Here is an 18,742-nt window from a genome sequence, read left to right on the forward strand (position 1 = left end):
GGGTGAATAAAGGGAATCGAACCCTTGGCATTTAGAACCACAATCTAACGCTCTACCGACTGAGCTATACCCACCACAGTATGGTACGCGAACAGAAATTGAAAATCTAAAATATTCCACAAAGATTAGATGCTTCATTCACTAAGCTATTCACGTTTAAATCATAAATGGTGCGCCTTAAGGGATTCGAACCCCTGGCCCACGCCTTAGAAGGGCGTTGCTCTATCCAACTGAGCTAAAGACGCATTTACAATGGAGCGGGTGAAGGGAATCGAACCCTCGTGGCTAGCTTGGAAGGCTAGAGCTTTACCATTAAGCAACACCCGCAGAAACTGGTCGGGGTAGCAGGACTTGAACCCGCGGCTTCATGGTCCCAAACCACGCGCGCTACCATCTGCGCTATACCCCGTTGCATTTCATTGTTTTGTTTGTCTGTCTCGTTCCTGACGACAAAAACTATTCTACAATAATTTTTGGGTTTCGTCAATACTTTTTTTTAAAAATTTTTTACAAAGACCTAATACTAGGATTCACCTTACCTTCTATTATGTCTATAATAGCATAACTATTGAACCCATCTCTAGACAAAGAAGGACTGCCAGGATTGATATACCATATACCGTTTTCGAATAAAATAGTAGATACATGGGTATGTCCAAATAGCACTATATCAGCTCCTAATTCTTCTGCCCTTAATTTTAATTTCAATAAAGAAAATTTCACGCCATAATTATGCCCGTGTGTTATGAAAAATCTTTTACCTTCAATATCCTCAATAATTTCATTAGGAGTTGTGGTAGAAAAATCACAATTTCCTTTAACAAATATAATTTCTTTTTTATAATAATTTGAAAACTCTCTTACATCCTGAACATTATCTCCCAAATGAATTAACATATCAGTATTTTGTACAGCTTGATAAAGCTTATTAAATATATAGGTATTTCTATGCGTATCACTTATAACTCCTATAACCAAAGTATTCCCTCCTATAAATATTTTTTTAGCTTTTCTTCTAATAATTTAAGTGCATTTGCTCTATGACTAATAGAATTCTTTTCATCTGAAGTCATCTGAGCAAATGTTTTATTCTTATCTGGTATGAAAAACAAAGGATCATAACCAAATCCATTTTGTCCAATTTCCTCATCAATAATAATTCCATGCACATATCCTTCTACTTCAATTGTAATATTTCCATCCATTATTAATGCTATAGCACTAACAAATCTAGCTTTTCTATCTCCTTTCTTAATACTAGATATCTCTTTTAAGAGCTTATTATTGTTTGCTTTGTCATTACCATGTTCACCGCTATATCTTGCTGAATAAACCCCAGGTTCACCATTAAGTGCATCTACCATAAGACCCGAATCATCTGCGAGCACCATAAACTCAGGATAAAGTTCTTTTATAGTCCTCGCTTTTATAAGCGCATTCTCTATAAAAGTAACTCCATTTTCTTCTACATCAATATCAATTTCTGCTTCTTTTAAAGATAAAATTTCCAAATCAAATTTTGAAAGTATTGCCTTAATTTCTTCTATTTTATGCTGGTTATTGCTCGCTACTATAAGTTTATTCATTATTATCTCTCCATTCGTAAAATATTATATGTCTCAATTATTTCACATTATTAATTATTCTTTAATCATTTTTTTATCTATACTTTTATTTTGACTCTTATAATATTTTCGTCTATATTTTTGTGTATTTTGCCTTTCTTTTTATTTACTTTTATTTTATTTTTTTTTGCATTTATTTTTATTTGCATTTATTTCTTTTTATATTTTAATTATATTTATTTATTTCGGATTTTAATTGTGCATCGTGCATTGTGCATTGTGCATTGTGCATTGTGCATTGTGCATTGTAATTATAATTTATATATTTCATCTCTTTCAATTAATTCCACTTCTATTTTTTTACCATTTTTAATTAGAATTTTCCCTTCATTTTTTATTTTTCCAATTTCATAAGCTTCAATACCGTTTTCTTTTAAGAACTTTATTAGTCCTTCGCCTCTATTGCTACAAATTAGCATACTTCCTGATGAAATAAATTTAAGTGGGTCAATTTTGAAATACTTGCATAACTTGATAGTAATATCACTAATTGGCATATTATTATAGCAAACTTCAAACCCAGTTTGTGAAGCTTCTACTACTTCACAAAGAGCTCCAAGTACTCCACCTTCTGTTATATCATGCATCGAATTAACGCCAAATTTTCCAGATAGTACACCTTCTTTTACAACGCTTAATTGTTCTTTATATTGATTAGCTTTTTTAATTTCTTCTTTAGTTAGAACGTCTTGTATTTCATCACAATAATCATTCACTAAAATATAGGTCCCTTCAATACAAAGTTTTTTTGTAACTATAATTGAATCGCCTACTCTTGCTCCTTTTGTTTCCACTGCTTTGCCTTTTTCTGTTTTACCTATAACAGTTGCCGAAACTACAACTTTGTTAACAGCATCAGTTACCTCTGTATGTCCACCAATTACTTCTATATTAAGTTTAATGCACTCTCTGTTAATATCACTCATTACTTTTTCAATTTCTTTTATTTCCACTGTAGGAGGTGCTAAAATTGTAACCATAATTCCTAAAGGTAGGACGCCTGCTGAAGCTAAATCGTTACAATTTATATTTACGAGAATACCACCTATATCTTCTTTCGCTGCTGTTATAGGGTCTGTAGATAAGACCAAATCGTACTCTCCGAAATTAACTACCGAGCAATCTTCACCTATTCCACTTCTAACTACTACATCTTCCTTTTTTACTCCCGTAAAGTTTTTTATTATTCTATCCAATTCTTTCCATTCAAGTTTTCCTGTTATCATTTTTTGTATTTCTTCCTTTCTTTATTCACCTTTTTGCATTTTGTTTCATATTATCTTTATAAGGACTAGTTTTTGGTGGTGTAAAAATGTTAAAATATATTGGCCCATTTCTAAGAATGAACAATTTAACAGAAGATCAGATCAGAAGTCAACTGTTTTATTTCGCAAAAGAATCGGTTAACTTCACTGTTCTTTATTCAAATTTAGGCATTCCTACTAGCGCAAAGAAACTAAACACAAAAAATGTTCCTACAATTGATATTAACATATCAGAAAAAATTTCTCCACTTGTTTGTGTTTATAAAAAAGCTTCTGCTAAGCTTAAAGATAAAAATAACTCGCTTATATGGAATGAAAAAAAATTCAAAAAAGAAATTGATATTTCAAGCAATGTTTTCATGAATTTATGTATTCAAGAATTAATTGATTACTATAGAACTTTCCAAAATATCGACACTGAAAAATATAAATACAGTAAGTTCTATACGAAATTAGCAAAAACTCAACTAGATTTTTTTGCTTCATATTTGCGAAACGACCAAGGTGTTTTTATTAACAAAAAAGATAATACTGACCCTATGACAGAAAAAATTAAACTCAAAGAAAAAGAAGAAGATTATAAATTCTCTAATCAAGCGCTAATAATGCTAGCTTTTTACAAATGTTCAACATACTTGAAAGAAGAAGAAAAAGATGAATACTTAAACTTTTCAGAAGACATTTTAAATATGTTTACAAACTTCAAAGATGAAATTTATAAAATACCTGAGGATGATTTGCTTGATACTTGCTTATATATAAGCTTATTCTATAATTTCACAAAATCTAACAAAGCAAAATTACTTTGCTTAGACCTTTGCGATTATTATATGGGAAACTATAAAAAAGACGTTTCTATAGATAAGTTAGATGTAATAAGTAAAATGTATATTATGAATAAATTACTATATATAAACTCAAATATATATAGTTTCAATGATTACTCAAAAGAATTATTCCAAAAGCTTTTAGATAACTATGATAAAAATAAAGCTTTATTAATTAAATCCCCTATGGAAGAAGAATTCAAAATTTCTTCAAAGGAAATAATACTTTCATATATAATTATGTTTAATGAGAAAACTGGAAATGAAGAAAGTGATTATGATTTAATAGAACTATACCTAAATCAGATAGTTAAATCCGGACTAATAACTTCATGGCCACAAACTCCTTCTCTAGGAGATTCTGAAAGGTATAGAAATTTTGAAGAGAAATCAGACAAACTTCTAGAGGATGAATATTTCAAATCATCAGATTTAGAGACACCTTCCGAATCAAAGCTTACACCATGTTTTCTAAGATATTTAACTTATAATAATTCAAAAGACAAATTTGACCAGAGCAAAGAATTATTCGATAGTAAAAGAAATTTCAATTTGTTCTTTGCAATATTATTTGCCTATAACAATAAATTTATTTAATTTTGTATCTTTATTTTAACCTATGGTTACCCTTTATAAAGTAATTTTGCAGAACTTAGACCGCAATATATAATGTTCCAATCCACATTATATATTGTGGTCCATTTTAGTTATATCAATCAATAGTTTGAAGTGTGAATTCAAAGTTTCTCAAATAATCTATCATTTCACACTTAGCACTATAATGAAATCAATTTTTTAAAAACATATTCTCAAAATGTATATTCCCTCTTTCGTTATACCATATTCCCTCTAGTGAATTATTCATCAAAACATACTCTTCCTTACTCATTATATTGTCGTAAACTAAATCTTCTTCTAATATTTTTTTAGCCTCATTAATAAGATTTACTTTATCAATATAATCTTCTTCGAAAAAATACTTATTTAAAACAAAATCGTAATCGCTATTTGTATATGAAAACGTATTAAAATCTGAAGAACTCATTAGTTTTAATAAATATCCTCTTGTATTATCATCTATTAAAAATAAATTTAGACATATGTCAAAATTTCCAGCATTAATTTCTTTCATAAATTCATCTGAATTCTCTGTATATATTATATTAATAATCATTCCTTGACTTTCTAATTTATTCTTTATTTCCTCGCAATAATTTTCGTTTTTTTCATCTTCAATATTTAATAGTATTGAAATTTCTTTTCCCTTAATTCCATACATATCTATCTTTTCATCTTCTGTTTCATATCCTTCTTTTTCTTGAATATCTACTTCTTCATCCAAATCATTGAATTGTAGAATAACCTCTTTAGAATCATTATTTAAAATTTCTATAATAGCTCTTCTGATTTTAAAATCTCTCATTATTCTATCATTATCTAAATTAAAAAATAAAGATAAATGTTCTTTTGTTGAAATTTTTTCTTCTTTCAAATCATCTTTCTCGGTTAAATCTTTATCATCAGTAATATTATTTTCACATTTACTATATACATTTTCAGCAACATAATTAATATTTACCATAATATCTATCATATTTGTTTCCAAATGAGCCAGTGCATAATATTCCTCTTCTCGTGTATCTATACCTATTTTTTCTGATTCTATAGAATTTGCGTCAAAAAACTCTTCATTTTTTATAAGATAAATATTTTCATCTTGTATGTTTTCAATTTTATAGGCTCCTGAATATAGTATATCTTTATAACTATTTTTCCAATCATTTTCTTTTGATACATTACGTAATACAAAAGCAGGCTGCGATAATATCCTTAAAAAATTTCCATTTGCATATCCTAACTTAAATATAATTGTATCTTCATCTTCCACTTCTATACCTACTCTTTCGTCACTTATTCGTCCTTCTGAATATAGCTCTGCTCCTTTTATACAAAATAATTCATCTTTGTAATTAGTATTTTCTGATTTAAGGAAATTCAAAAAAAACTTCTTAATATCCTCTGCTAAAATCTTATCTCCATTACTCCATTTAATATTATCCTTTAATTGAAAAATATATTCATTTTCTTCACTATTATATTTAAAGCTACCAGCCAAAGCTCCTTTAATTCCACCCTGTTTATCTTCATATACTAATCCACTGAATAATAGCATTATAAAATTTTCTTCCTCTATAGTTAAGTCTTCGCCTACACTTAGTTTTTCTGGAATATATTGATAACTTATTATAGGATAATCTCTAATTACTGTATCATTTTCTTTTTTTACTACACAACCAACAAGAAAAAATATCAAATTTGTAACAATTAGTATTCTTATTATTCTTTTAATCACATTCATCAACCATCCATTTATTTATAATCAATTAGCAATTTGCAATGTTCAATTTGCAATTATTGTTGATTTCCTTCCATTTGGTCAGAAAATCTTTAATTATTAAGATTATTGACAAATATTTATAATTATAAACAACAAAAACCGCCAATCTAATTGACGGTTTTTATCCTTTATTTTATCATTTCTATAAATTCTTCTTCTGAAATAATCTTTACACCCAAATCTACTGCTTTATCATACTTAGATCCGGGCTCTTTTCCTACTATGACATAATCTGTCTTCTTACTAACACTACTGGACACTTTTGACCCTAAAGTCATTAATTTATCTTTTATTTCTTTTCTTGAAAAACTCTGAAGAGACCCTGTTACTACTACCGTTTTTTCATTAAATACATTTTCTATTACAACAGCTTCTTCATAATGAGGGGTTACTCCTAATTCGAGAAGTTCTCTTATAATTATTTTCATTTTTTCTTCGCCAAAGAAGTCAACAATATTTTTTGAAACTATATCGCCCACATCATTTATATCTAATAAATCTTCATACTTTGCTTCCATTAAATTTTCTAATGACTTAAAACTTGCAACTAAATCAATAGCAGTTTTCTTCCCAACATTTGGTATTCCTAGGGAATATACGAAAGAAGGTAAATCTGGATTTTTACTCTTTTCAATAGCTTCTAATAAATTCTCAGCTTTTTTCTCCCCAAAACGTTCTAATTCTAGCAATTCTTCTTTTCTTATTCTATACAAATCAGAAATAGATTTTATTTGCAAACTTTCAAATAGCTGCCCTGCTGTTTTTTCACTAAATCCTGCAATGTTCATTGCTTCTCTACTGCCAAAATGTACTATAGATTTAACAAGTTGCGGTTTACATGATAAAGTATTTTCACAATAAAAATGCACCCCATTTTGAAATATGTGACTTCCACAATCAGGACATCTTTCTGGTGGAATTATATCTTGTTCTTCATCAATCTTAGACACAACTCCCAATATTTCTGGAATTACATCATTAGATCTTCTTACAATTACATTGCTACCTAACTTTACGCCTTTTCTATTAATATCATCCATATTATTCAATGTAGCTCTCTTTACTGTAACACCACCAATATCAACCGCTTCTAAAATAGCAGTAGGTGTAACCCTTCCACTTCTTCCTACATTCCATTCTACATCTAATAATTTTGTAGTAACTTCTTTTGCTTCAAATTTATAAGCTAGTGCCCATTTAGGAAACTTTACCGTATATCCAATTAACTCTCTTGTTCTCATATCATCAATTGCAATTACAATTCCATCTATCTCGTAATTTAGATCATCTCTTACATCATTTATATATTCAATTTCACTCTCTATTTCTGTTATAGTTGAACATATTTTAACGTAATCATCCATAAGAAATCCATTGTCTTTTATAAACTGAAGCATCTCTTGATAAGATTTAAATTGTTCTCCTTCTTTGTATCCAACATCATAAAAAAATGCAGACAGATTCCTTTTTGCTGTTTCTTTTACATTTAAATTTCTAAGAGCACCTGCCGCTCCATTTCTAAGATTTTTTAAAGGTACCTTTGCTTCATTATTATATTTTTCAAAAGCTCCTTTTGTCATAATTGCTTCGCCGTGTATTTCAAATACATCGTTTGTCTTTATTTTTAAAGGAATTGTTTTTATAGTTTTAACTTGTGCCGTAATATCTTCTCCTATTTTTCCATTTCCACGAGTTGCCCCTTTTGTTAACACTCCATTTTCATCATAAGTACAATTCACTGTAAGTCCATCAAATTTTTTAGTAAGCACATACTTCAGAGGTGGAAGTTTTTCTTCATTTATAGCATTAAATTCTCTAATAGCTTTTTCATTTTTATTATGCCAATCTATAACTTCTCCTAATGTCTGTGCCTTTCCTAAACTCCAAAGTCTACTTTTATGTGTGTATTTAGTGAATTCTGATAAAATCCGGTCTCCAACTCTTTGTGTTGGCGAATAGGGAAGTAAAATACCTGTATCCTCTTCAAGGATAACTAATTCGTCATACTTTTGGTCATATTCCTTATCTGACAAAGAAGGGTCATCTAAAGTGTAATATTCGTAAGCAAGTTTATTTAACTCATCTACTAACTGTTCTATTTTAAGTCTCATATCCATAATAATATCACCAAGCCTTTATATTAATTCTAATGGAGCTTTACTTAAAATAAATTGTTTTATTCCCATATTTTCAAATGCTATAGTTACCTTTTTATCATTTCCAGCATTACTTAATGTTACTACTGTTCCTATACCAAAATTAGCATGTTTCACTTTTGTTCCTATTAAAACATCTTCTTTATTTACTTCATTGCTCATATTTATAGCCTTAGGTTTTGATTTCTTAGCTTTTAATGTATGAATACTTGTTTTTTTCATTTCATACTTTTCTGTATCAAAACTTGTTTTCATATTATTATTTTTAGGTTTTTCAATTATTATTTCTTCTTTTAAATCTTCTGAAATTTCACCTAAGAAATCTGATTGAGCATAAAATTGTGTTCTACCAAAGACCATTCTTTTTTCTGCTGATGTCATGTACAACTGCTCTTTTGCTCTAGTTATTCCTACATAGCATAACCTTCTTGCTTCTTCCATTTCATCATCATCATCCATTGTTCTATTTCCTGGGAAAATACCATTCTCCATACCTACCATAAATACTACAGGGAATTCTAGTCCCTTTGCACTATGAATTGTCATTAACACAATAGTATCCGCATCTTCATCGCGATTATCTACATCTGAAACTAAAGTTGCTTGTTCAAGAAATGCTGACAACGTCTTATCTTCAGAATTATTCTCAAATTCTACCGCTGCTGAAATTAACTCTTTAATATTTTCTATCCTAGTTAGGTCTTCTATATCATTAGAATACTTATACATATCCATATACCCAGTTGTATCAATTATCTCCTGAATTAATTTTGATATAGGTATTATACCTTTTCTTCTCATAAAACTGTTCATTAAACCCATAAATTTGTTAATCGAATTAAATGCTTTTTTCGATATATTAGGTATATTATCGATATCAAGTGTTGCACTATACAAACATTCATCCATATAATTGGCATACTCGCTTATTCTTTCTATGGTTGCATTTCCTATACCCCTTTTAGGTAGGTTAATAATTCTTCTAAAACTAACATCATCTAAAGGATTGTTAATCAATTTCAAATATGACATTATATCTTTTATTTCTTTTCTATCGTAGAATTTTAATCCTCCTATAATTCTATAAGGAATATTTTTCTTTATAAACGCTTCTTCTAATACCCTTGATTGTGCATTAGTTCTATAAAGAATTGCAAACTCTTTATAGGATTTGTTTTCATCATTTTTTATAGTTTCTAAAGTTTTTGACACATATTCTGCTTCTGAAAGGTCTGAATACGCTCTATACACCTTAATTTTTTCTCCAACTTCATTTTCAGTTCTTAAAACTTTGTTTTTTCTATATTGATTATTCTTTATTACACTATTAGCAGCACTAAGAATATTTTCTTTTGAACGATAATTCTGTTCTAGTTTTATAACCTTAGTATTCAAATAATCTTTTTCAAACTCAAGTATATTTCTTATATCAGCACCTCTCCACTGATATATACATTGGTCATCATCACCAACTACAAATATATTATTTCTTTCTCCAACTAATAGTCTAACCAATTCATATTGTGCTCTATTAGTATCTTGATACTCATCTACCATAATATATTTAAACTTTCTTCTATAAAACTCTAAAGTTTCTTCGTCTTTTCTTAATAACATTACTGTATTAAAAATCAAATCATCAAAATCCAAAGCATTATTGCTTTTTAATTTTTTTTGATAAAGTTTATATGCTTTAGCAATTTTCTCTAATCTATAATTACCTTCAGCATCTTTTTCAAACTCCCTGCAAGTTATAAGGTCATCCTTTAAGCTACCTATTTTATTAAGTATTTCTCTTTCATTAATGTCTTTATCATTAATATCTAACTCCTTCATACATTCTTTCATAAGAGTCTTTTGGTCGTATGAATCATAAATACCAAAATTCTTGTTATAGCCTATTTTTTCAATTTCTCTTCTTAATATTCTCACGCAAGAAGAGTGAAAAGTAGATATCCACATATTATCTGCTTCATTACCAACTAATTTTCTTACCCTGTCCCTCATCTCACCTGCTGCTTTATTCGTAAAAGTTATAGCTAATATGTTGTATGAAGGAATTTCTTTATCTTGAATCATATGTGCAATTCTATATGTAAGTACTCTAGTTTTACCACTTCCCGCACCAGCTAGTACTAATAGTGGTCCTTCTATAGTCGTTGCTGCCTCATATTGTTCTTTATTTAATAATGCCTTTAAATCCATCAAAACACTCCTCATCACTGAAATTGTATATTTCTTTTATTCTTCCCAGTTAATTTTATTTAATACCAAATTATATCCACCACTACCATAATTTAAACATTTGTTTACTCTACTAATTGTTGCTGTACTAGCCCCTGTAATCTTCGCTATCTCAGTATATGTTTTTTTCTGCTTCAACATTTTAGCGACTTGAAGTCTTTGTTCTGCAGATTTTATTTCATGAATAGTAAAAATATCTTCAAAGAATTTGTAACACTGCTCTATGTTTTCTAACGATAGAATAGCCTCACAAAGAAAATCCATCTCAGGATTTTTCAATTTTGGATTGTAATCTGACATATAATCACCTCACTATAAATATAGATACTATTATTTTACCACAATTCGCTTCATCACTTCACTATTTTAAAGCAAAAAAATAATGCAAGAAATCCTTCTTGCATTTTTAGCTAAAAAAAAATGCTATCCAAACGGTGGATAGCAAAGTTCTATGCATTAGGGTGAAGAATACCCTGGGGCTGGGATTCTTCGTAAAAAGGGGACTATTTTTTTTCAAATAACTTTTTAATTACCCTTGCAACGTAATTATATTAAAATAAAGATTAAATTGCAAGGCATTTACACAAGAAATTTCATTTTTATATAATCATTAATTTTTTTCCTTCAAAAATTAATAATTGTTAAAAATACTACGTTCACTATGTAATTATATTAAATCCAAATGGCCTCTATGAACAATTGCTGTTTTCATCTAAAACATTTATATCCAGTTTATAATGATCATCATATTCATCTTGACTAGTATTACTTCTAGCAACAATAAACAAGTTATATTTCTTTTTTTCTACGGGCATAAATGTAAAAAAGTTTTTCTTACTATATTTTTGTACTTTTTCCCATTTTTCGTTAATTTTCATGTAAAATTCAAATAATATATACTTTCCACCCTCTGCTTCTACACTAATAGTTACAAAATCATTTATATAAACCTCTTTTTTATCTAATACAACCTCTTTTATCTTTACAGGATTAAGAGAATTTACCTTGAATTTCACAATTCCATACATAGGTTTGTTTTCTTCTTCTACAACATTATTCTTACCAATATATATAGTATATACTCCTGAACTCTTTGGTTTGATATGTAATCTACTATTATTAGTAAAATTTGATTCTTCAATTTTAATATCATCAATTTTTATCAAATATTTATAATCATCAATATTTTTGGAAGAGAAATTAAAATCAATAATTATATCGTCACCAATTCTATAATAATCCTTAATATTCATTATTGTGTAATCAATATATTTCCCATTTTTATCATCTATATATACATTTGAGAAAGCTTTATCTTCATATGCCATTTTTTCTTTTCCTTTTTTTATAAATGTTTCTATTTTATAGCTGACAATATCATCAGGTGAAAAACTAATAAAACTTGAATCACTATACCCCATCACATCTTTTTCTTTATTATTGTCAATTATAAATTTATAAAGAAAATCTCCTTCTATATTAGGTATAATTTCTAAATCCAAAAAATTAACTTTTCCATTATCAATCATTTTATTGATATTAATCTTTTCTATTCTAAGGTTATCTTCCATATTGTTAGTTTCATTTTTCTTAATATTTTCAGCTTCAATCTGCACAGAATTTTTTTCTTCTTTTGTTGTCATATTCTTGTCATTAGGCTCCTCTCCGTTTTGTTTGTTTATTTCATCACTTACTTCAAATACTTCTTTTAATATAAAGTCAAATGGCTTTATACTTTTGCAATCTTTAATCTGAACCATAATGATATAATTTCCTATTCTAGTTGGCATCCATTGAATTTCATTATTTCTTTCATAACCTCTAAGTGTCTCCCACTTACCATCATTTCCAACCATAAATTTGTAAAGGTAATCTTCAACGCTTTTGTTATTATTTACTCTTATTAAAACTTGTTCATTTTTAATACTAGGTGATTTAGATCCAATTTCAAATGTGAAATTATTCATATACTTCAGCCCCTATACATTTAATAATACTAATTTTTAAAGTAATACCTTTATTATATTACATTTTATTCTAATACTCTATTTTTTGACTTGTAGAATTTTTCAGTTTATAATTAAAGAACCATAATTTTCAGCTATTTTCAGGAGGATAAAATATGTTCATAAAAACAGCATTACTTATAGATTTTAATAAAGTTAAAATTGAAATATATGACTATTTTAATATAAATGAAAGCACTTTTTCAATAAAAAATGGGAATATTTCTATAAATATATTAAATATAACGAAATTAGATGCAAATTTTATTATATTAGAGCTAGAAAAAGAGATTTTTATCAAATCTGAGACTTTTCTTCTTTGTGAAAATAATAAAACAAAAATATTTTATTTTCCACTCTTTAAAACTGATTCCTTTAATAATAAATATTATACCACTACCAAATTAGGATATTTATACAATAAAGATGAAACAACCTTCAAAGTATGGTCCCCTATAGCTAAAACAATATCTGTACTTATATATACTACTGGTGACATCGAAGAACCTTGCACTGGTGAAGAATTCACAATGCAAGAAATAAACGGTCTTTTTATAACTACAATAAAAAGAAATTTAAAAAATTACTTTTATACTTATAAAGTTAATGTTCATGGCAATATAAATGAAACAATTGACCCCTACACTAAAGCTATTGGTATCAATGGTTATAGGGGTGCTATAATAGATTTTCAACAAACAGACCCTATGAATTGGCATAGTGATAAAGGTCCTACTCTAAAAGATAATACAGAAAGCATTATATATGAGCTAAGCATACGGGATATCTCCACAAACAAAAATAGTAATGTTGAAAAAAACGGTAAATATTTAGGCTTAACAGAAGAAAATTCACAGTCTAAATTAGGTTTACCTACTGCTTATTCTCACATAAGAGATTTAGGTATAACACATGTTCAAATTCTACCTTGTTTTGATTTTAGTCATACGAGTGTAGATGAAAAAAACCCAATTAAATATAATTGGGGTTATGATCCAGTCAATTTCAATGCTCCTGAAGGTTCCTTTTCCTGTGACCCTTATGACCCTTTAGTTAGAATTAGGGAGCTCAAAGAAATGATTCTTCATTTTCACAAAAATAACATTGGCGTAAATATGGATGTAGTATATAATCACTTATTTATAATAGAAGAAAGTAGCTTTGAAAAAATATTTCCGGGATATTATTTTAGATTTGATAATTACAGCGTACCATCTAACGGAACAGGGGTAGGAAATGATACCGCCTCTGAAAATAAAATGATGACTAAATTTATAATTGATTCCCTTCTCTTTTGGGCTGAAGAATATCATATTGACGGTTTTAGATTTGACCTTATGGGTATTTTAGATGTAAATACTATGAATGAAATTCACACTCAACTTAAGCAAATCAACAAAAATATCATGATATACGGCGAAGGTTGGAACTTAAATACCTTACTAGATGCTGATTTAAAAGCAAACATAGATAATTCCTATAAAATGCCTTATATAGGATTTTTCAATGACTTTTTCAGAGATACTGTGAAAGGTAATAATTTTGTAGCCAATGATAAAGGTTACTCTAATGGTAAAGTCAATCAAGAGCATAACCTCAAAAATTGTATAGTTGCTGGAGTTAATTATTTTAATGAACAAACTTCGAGATTTTTAAAATCTAGCCAATCAATTAACTATTTATCTTGCCATGACAATCATACTTTATGGGACAAATTTAATATAAATTCCAGTGAATATTCTGTTGATGATAAAAAAAATATGATGAAATTATCTTTTGCAATTTTATTAACTTCTCAGGGAGTTCCTTTTATCCATTCAGGTATGGAATTTGCAAGAACAAAAAATGGAATTGAAAACAGTTATAATTCACCTGATGAAATAAATTGGATTGACTGGGATAGAAAATCGGAGTTTAATGACCTAAACGAGTATTTAAAAGGTTTAATAGACATAAGAAAAAATCATCCAGCATTTAAACTTAAAACCGAAGAACAAATTAAAAATTCAATCCTATTTTTAGATAACACTCCACCAAATGTTGTAGCCTACAAGATAATTCATTTAGAAAAAGATGAACCTTGGAAAGAAATAATTGTGATTTTCAATCCAAATACTTACGCTGTAGATGTATATTTAGGAGAAAAAATGAGACTAACTCAAGTTGTTAACAAATACAGAGCTAGCAATCAACCATTAACATGCGTAGAATTAGATTCTCTACATCTAGAGAGTATAAGTGCAAGTGTTTTTTATAGAGAAGAGCTTTAGTTCAATGCACAATATTAATTCAATGCACAACATTAATTCAATGCACAACATTAATTCAATGCACAACATTAATTCAATGCACAATGCGCAATTTACAATGCACAATTGAGGATGATTCTCCTCATTCTTCGGAGAATCTTTAATTAATAAAAGAATAAACCAATAAGAGCACAAATAATTAAACAATAAAAGAGTTAATAAGTGAATAATTAAGGCAGTAAAAATATTTTTTATTACATACAAATATTCTTGCTGCCTTTTAACAAATATCTAAAGCAATTTAGAACATCCTAGAAATCGTTAACTACCTTGATATATATTAATATTAAGCTCTATTTTGATATTAAATTTAATTTAAATCCAAACTTTATTTTGCCTTTATTTCTGTTTCGATTAATATTTTAATTGGCTTTTGAATTGGCTTTTAAATTGGCTTTTGAATTGGCTTTTTCTTCAATAAATAAAAAGAAATTTTTTAGCTCCGCTAAAAAATTTCCTCCTTAATTGTGCATTGTGCATCGTGCATTGTGCATTATCTTTAATAAGCATTGTGCATTATCTTTCCATTTATACATTGTCTCTTCTAATTATCCTAATAAGTCCATTATACAATCTATCAACATCTTCACTAGTTCTCTTTCTATGTTTTCCGGCTTTGCCTCCGCCTCGTCTTACCTTAGCTGCCATATGTCTCTCAAATAGAAGTCTTTCAATATTTTCGTCAGTATATTCTTTTCCGTTAGGACTTATTGCATAAGCTTTTTTGCCAAGTACTGCTGCAGCTACACCATAATCACCAGATACAACTATATCTTGCTTTTTAACTTCATTTATTATTTTCATATCCACACTTTGAAATCCACTGTCACAAATTCTAACTTCAGCGTAATCACTTTCGATAAAATGATCTAGATCGCAAAACATTATTACTTCTAACTCAAACTCTTTTCCTACCTTCTCCATTATATCTCTAGAAGGGCAAGAATCCGCATCCACTATTATTCTCAAAATAAAACCCCCAATTTTAAAATAACAAACTCTATTACAAAGAATTGTATGTATTAAAATTATCTCTTATATTATTAGTTTTACTTATAATAATAATGTGCAATGTTCAATTAGCAATTTACAATTAAAGATTTTCAGACCAAAGGGAAGAAAATTATCATTAATTGCACCCTGCACATTTCACATTGCACATTAATCAATATTAATAACTTTTTATAAAAACAATACTATTTCATATCGCAGATTGTTTAATTAATATCCTTAAATTAAAGTCTTTCTAATAATTCTTTTCTTAAATCTTCATACCCAGGTTTTCCAAGTAAAGCAAACATATTTTTTTTGTAAGCTTCAACACCTGGTTGATTGAATGGGTTAACTCCTAATAAATATCCACTTAATCCACAAGCTTTTTCAAAGAAGTAAACCATATATCCAAAATAGTAAGCTGTAAGTTCAGGAATATTTATTACTATATTAGGAACTGAGCCATCTACGTGAGCTAAAACTGTTCCGCTGAAAGCTTGATTATTTACAAAGTCCATATCTTTTCCTTCAAGATAATTAAGTCCATCTAAATCATCTTCATTAGCTTCTAATATAACTGATTTTCTAGGCTTTTCTACATTAAGTTGAGTTTCAAACATCATTCTTAATCCATCTTGCATGTATTGTCCCATTGAATGAAGATCAGTTGAAAAATCACAAGAAGCTGGGAATATTCCCTTTTGGTCTTTTCCTTCACTTTCTCCATATAATTGTTTCCACCATTCACCAACATAATGTAATGAAGGCTCAAAATTAGCCATAACTTCTATTTTCTTTCCTTTATTATATAAAGCATTTCTTGCTGCAGCATATTTGTAAGCTATATTTTTATCTAAATCAGGAACACTATATTCTTCTCTTGCGTCTTTTGCTCCTTGCATCATATCATCAATATTTATTCCTGAAGCTGCAATTGGTAATAATCCAACAGCTGTTAAAACGGAAAATCTTCCACCAACATCATCAGGGATAACAAAGGTTTCGTATCCTTCTGCATTTGCCAAAGTTCTAAGTGCTCCTCTTGCTTTATCAGTTGTAGCAAAAATTCTTTCTTTAGCTCCATCTTTTCCGTATTTCTTTTCTAAAAGGTCTTTGAATATTCTAAAAGCAATAGCTGGTTCAGTAGTAGTACCTGACTTTGAAATTATGTTAACAGAAAAGTCCTTATCTTTAACTAATTCTACTAAATCAGCCATATATGTAGAACTTATATTATTTCCAGCGTATAATATTTTAACACTATCTTTATTTTCTGGCATTAAATTATGAAAAGTACTAGCATTCATTTCTATAGCAGCTCTAGCTCCTAAGTATGAACCACCTATACCAATTACTATAAGGTATTCAGAATTTGTTTTTATCTTTTCTGCAGAAGCTTTAATTCTGTCAAATTCATCTTTATCAAAATCAACCGGCAAATCTACCCATCCTAAAAAATCATTTCCTGGGCCTGTTTTATCATGTATCATTTTATGAGCTACATCAACCATTGGCTGCATTTGAGCCACTTCGTAATCTTGTAAAAAAGGTTTAGCTTTTGATAAATCTAATGTTAATCCCATGTTTATAATACCTCCTAAATTTTTGCTTAAATAATCTTATTTTTAATATTTAATTATGATATTTCCCTCTAATAATGTTACCATAAAATGCTATATGCAACAACACAAGTAACCCTTTTCAGAATTATATTATTTTTATTTTTTTATCCTATTCAATAATTTTTACAATAATTTTTACAATAGTTTCTACAATAGTTTCTACAATAGTTTACACTACTATACTATATTATTAGCTTTAACTACTGAAGAAATATTACTAACTATTTTTTCAGCTACAAATGGGTTATTCATGGTATATATATGAATACCATCAACTCCATTAGAAATAAGATCTACTATTTGCTCTGTAGCATATGCAATTCCAGCATCTCTTAGAGCTTCCTTATTATTTTCATATTTATCCATTATAGTTACAAATTTTCTTGGCAAAGTTGCTCCACACAAATCAACAATTCTTTTTATTTGCTTCTTATTGATTACAGGCATAATCCCCACTTCTATAGGAATCTTTATATTATTTTCTTCCATTTTTAATTTGTAGTCATAGAAAAATTTATTATCAAAAAACAATTGAGTAATTAGAAAATCAACACCTGTATTTATTTTTAGTTTCAAATTATCAATATCTTCATCTAAATTACTTGATTCTATATGTCCTTCTGGATAACATGCCCCTGCTATAGAAAAATCACCTTTCTTTTTAATATAAGAAGATAAATCACTAGCATAATAAAAATCTCTTTTTAAATTCAAATTGAATTTATCAGGTACATCCCCTCTTAAGGCCAAAATATTAGCGATATTATTATCTTTTAGGTCTCTAAGAACCATATCAATTTCAGCTTCAGTTGAATTTATGCAAGTTAAATGAGCGAGAGCCTCTATTTTATGCTGATTTTTAATATATGAAGCTATCTTAACCGTATCATTATTCAATGTACCTCCTGCACCATAGGTAACACTTATATAATCTGGGTTAAGATACGCTAATGCATCAATTGTTTCATAAATAGTACTTATGGAAGCTTCCTTTTTAGGTGGAAAAATCTCAAAGGAAACCACTGATTTTTTCTCTTTAAAAATATCTTTTATAAACAAACGAATAACCCCCTTTTATCTTTATACTAAATAAATTTTATTATTATTTAAAGTTTTATTTAGCTAATTGTTCTTATTTTATAATAATGTGAAGTGTGGAATGTGAAGTGTGAAATTACTGATGATTTTGCTACGCAAAATCTTTTAATTAATTAAAGAATTTTAAGATCAAAACTTTTCTCCGTAAGGAGAAAAGAAACATTCACTTCACACTTCACACTTCACACTATAAAAGAGC

The 18,742-nt window shown here is 28.3% G+C and carries 13 protein-coding genes and 4 tRNA genes; 2 read left to right on the plus strand and 15 right to left on the minus strand.

Annotated elements, in window-relative coordinates:
- Position 1 precedes the first annotated feature (1 nt).
- The 7 genes from ACVHXK_RS11750 to ACVHXK_RS11780 all read right to left on the minus strand — a co-directional run bounded on the left by ACVHXK_RS11750 (position 2) and on the right by ACVHXK_RS11780 (position 2,851).
- Positions 2-74, minus strand: a tRNA-His gene (locus ACVHXK_RS11750).
- Positions 75-168: 94 nt separating this feature from the next.
- Positions 169-245: transfer RNA gene (locus ACVHXK_RS11755), tRNA-Arg, on the minus strand.
- An 8-nt stretch (positions 246-253) separates the two neighbouring features.
- A tRNA-Gly gene (locus ACVHXK_RS11760) sits at positions 254-327 on the minus strand.
- Positions 328-333: 6 nt separating this feature from the next.
- A tRNA-Pro gene (locus ACVHXK_RS11765) sits at positions 334-409 on the minus strand.
- Between the two features lie 98 nt (positions 410-507).
- Positions 508-978, minus strand: coding sequence for a metallophosphoesterase (locus ACVHXK_RS11770; protein WP_461206593.1), 471 nt, complete (start codon positions 976-978; stop codon positions 508-510).
- Positions 979-989: 11 nt separating this feature from the next.
- Complete coding sequence (locus tag ACVHXK_RS11775) at positions 990-1,586, minus strand: XTP/dITP diphosphatase (RefSeq protein ID WP_461206594.1); 597 nt, start codon at positions 1,584-1,586, stop codon at positions 990-992.
- Positions 1,587-1,876: 290 nt separating this feature from the next.
- Positions 1,877-2,851 carry an AIR synthase family protein gene (locus ACVHXK_RS11780; RefSeq protein ID WP_461206595.1) on the minus strand — a complete coding sequence of 325 codons (975 nt, stop codon included), beginning with the start codon at positions 2,849-2,851 and terminating at the stop codon, positions 1,877-1,879.
- Between the two features lie 86 nt (positions 2,852-2,937).
- Between ACVHXK_RS11780 and ACVHXK_RS11785 the strand changes: the two genes are divergently transcribed.
- The gene (locus tag ACVHXK_RS11785) at positions 2,938-4,314 is read left to right on the plus strand and encodes a hypothetical protein (RefSeq protein WP_461206596.1); all 1,377 of its coding nucleotides are present in this window, start codon (positions 2,938-2,940) and stop codon (positions 4,312-4,314) included.
- 190 nt (positions 4,315-4,504) lie between these two features.
- Here the strand turns inward: ACVHXK_RS11785 and ACVHXK_RS11790 are convergent, their stop codons facing one another.
- From ACVHXK_RS11790 to ACVHXK_RS11810, 5 genes are all read right to left on the minus strand, one after another.
- Positions 4,505-6,070 (minus strand): ABC transporter substrate-binding protein, encoded by a 1,566-nt coding sequence (locus ACVHXK_RS11790; protein ID WP_461206597.1) that lies wholly within the window; start codon positions 6,068-6,070, stop codon positions 4,505-4,507.
- A gap of 173 nt (positions 6,071-6,243) precedes the next feature.
- Positions 6,244-8,232 carry an NAD-dependent DNA ligase LigA gene (ligA, locus tag ACVHXK_RS11795; RefSeq protein WP_461206598.1) on the minus strand — a complete coding sequence of 663 codons (1,989 nt, stop codon included), beginning with the start codon at positions 8,230-8,232 and terminating at the stop codon, positions 6,244-6,246.
- A gap of 18 nt (positions 8,233-8,250) precedes the next feature.
- Complete coding sequence (gene pcrA / locus ACVHXK_RS11800; RefSeq protein WP_461206599.1) at positions 8,251-10,476, minus strand: DNA helicase PcrA; 2,226 nt, start codon at positions 10,474-10,476, stop codon at positions 8,251-8,253.
- Between the two features lie 36 nt (positions 10,477-10,512).
- Positions 10,513-10,815 carry a YerC/YecD family TrpR-related protein gene (locus ACVHXK_RS11805; RefSeq protein ID WP_461206600.1) on the minus strand — a complete coding sequence of 101 codons (303 nt, stop codon included), beginning with the start codon at positions 10,813-10,815 and terminating at the stop codon, positions 10,513-10,515.
- A gap of 389 nt (positions 10,816-11,204) precedes the next feature.
- On the minus strand, positions 11,205-12,482 hold the full coding sequence (locus tag ACVHXK_RS11810; protein WP_461206601.1) for a triple tyrosine motif-containing protein: 1,278 nt from the start codon (positions 12,480-12,482) through the stop codon (positions 11,205-11,207).
- Positions 12,483-12,637: 155 nt separating this feature from the next.
- On the opposite strand from ACVHXK_RS11810, the gene pulA reads away from it, so the two are divergent.
- Positions 12,638-14,791, plus strand: a complete 2,154-nt coding sequence (pulA, locus tag ACVHXK_RS11815) for a type I pullulanase (protein WP_461206602.1) — start codon at positions 12,638-12,640, stop codon at positions 14,789-14,791.
- Between the two features lie 567 nt (positions 14,792-15,358).
- Here the strand turns inward: pulA and ACVHXK_RS11820 are convergent.
- From ACVHXK_RS11820 to metF, 3 genes are all read right to left on the minus strand, one after another.
- Complete coding sequence (locus tag ACVHXK_RS11820; RefSeq protein ID WP_461206603.1) at positions 15,359-15,799, minus strand: YaiI/YqxD family protein; 441 nt, start codon at positions 15,797-15,799, stop codon at positions 15,359-15,361.
- Positions 15,800-16,065: 266 nt separating this feature from the next.
- The gene (locus ACVHXK_RS11825; RefSeq protein ID WP_461206640.1) at positions 16,066-17,412 is read right to left on the minus strand and encodes a glucose-6-phosphate isomerase; all 1,347 of its coding nucleotides are present in this window, start codon (positions 17,410-17,412) and stop codon (positions 16,066-16,068) included.
- Positions 17,413-17,622: 210 nt separating this feature from the next.
- Positions 17,623-18,504 carry a methylenetetrahydrofolate reductase [NAD(P)H] gene (metF, locus tag ACVHXK_RS11830; protein WP_461206604.1) on the minus strand — a complete coding sequence of 294 codons (882 nt, stop codon included), beginning with the start codon at positions 18,502-18,504 and terminating at the stop codon, positions 17,623-17,625.
- Positions 18,505-18,742 lie beyond the last annotated feature (238 nt).

The organism is Clostridium sp. DL1XJH146 (assembly GCF_054819755.1).

What these genes read in the sequence shown, in the direction of transcription:
- ACVHXK_RS11775 (WP_461206594.1), bottom strand. Translation starts at nt 1,586, where the DNA reads ATGAATAAACTTATAGTAGCGAGCAATAACCAGCATAAAATAGAAGAA.
- ACVHXK_RS11780 (WP_461206595.1), bottom strand. Translation starts at nt 2,851, where the DNA reads ATGATAACAGGAAAACTTGAATGGAAAGAATTGGATAGAATAATAAAA.
- ACVHXK_RS11785 (WP_461206596.1), top strand. Translation starts at nt 2,938, where the DNA reads ATGTTAAAATATATTGGCCCATTTCTAAGAATGAACAATTTAACAGAA.
- ligA (WP_461206598.1), bottom strand. Translation starts at nt 8,232, where the DNA reads ATGGATATGAGACTTAAAATAGAACAGTTAGTAGATGAGTTAAATAAA.
- pcrA (WP_461206599.1), bottom strand. Translation starts at nt 10,476, where the DNA reads ATGGATTTAAAGGCATTATTAAATAAAGAACAATATGAGGCAGCAACG.
- ACVHXK_RS11805 (WP_461206600.1), bottom strand. Translation starts at nt 10,815, where the DNA reads ATGTCAGATTACAATCCAAAATTGAAAAATCCTGAGATGGATTTTCTT.
- ACVHXK_RS11810 (WP_461206601.1), bottom strand. Translation starts at nt 12,482, where the DNA reads ATGAATAATTTCACATTTGAAATTGGATCTAAATCACCTAGTATTAAA.
- pulA (WP_461206602.1), top strand. Translation starts at nt 12,638, where the DNA reads ATGTTCATAAAAACAGCATTACTTATAGATTTTAATAAAGTTAAAATT.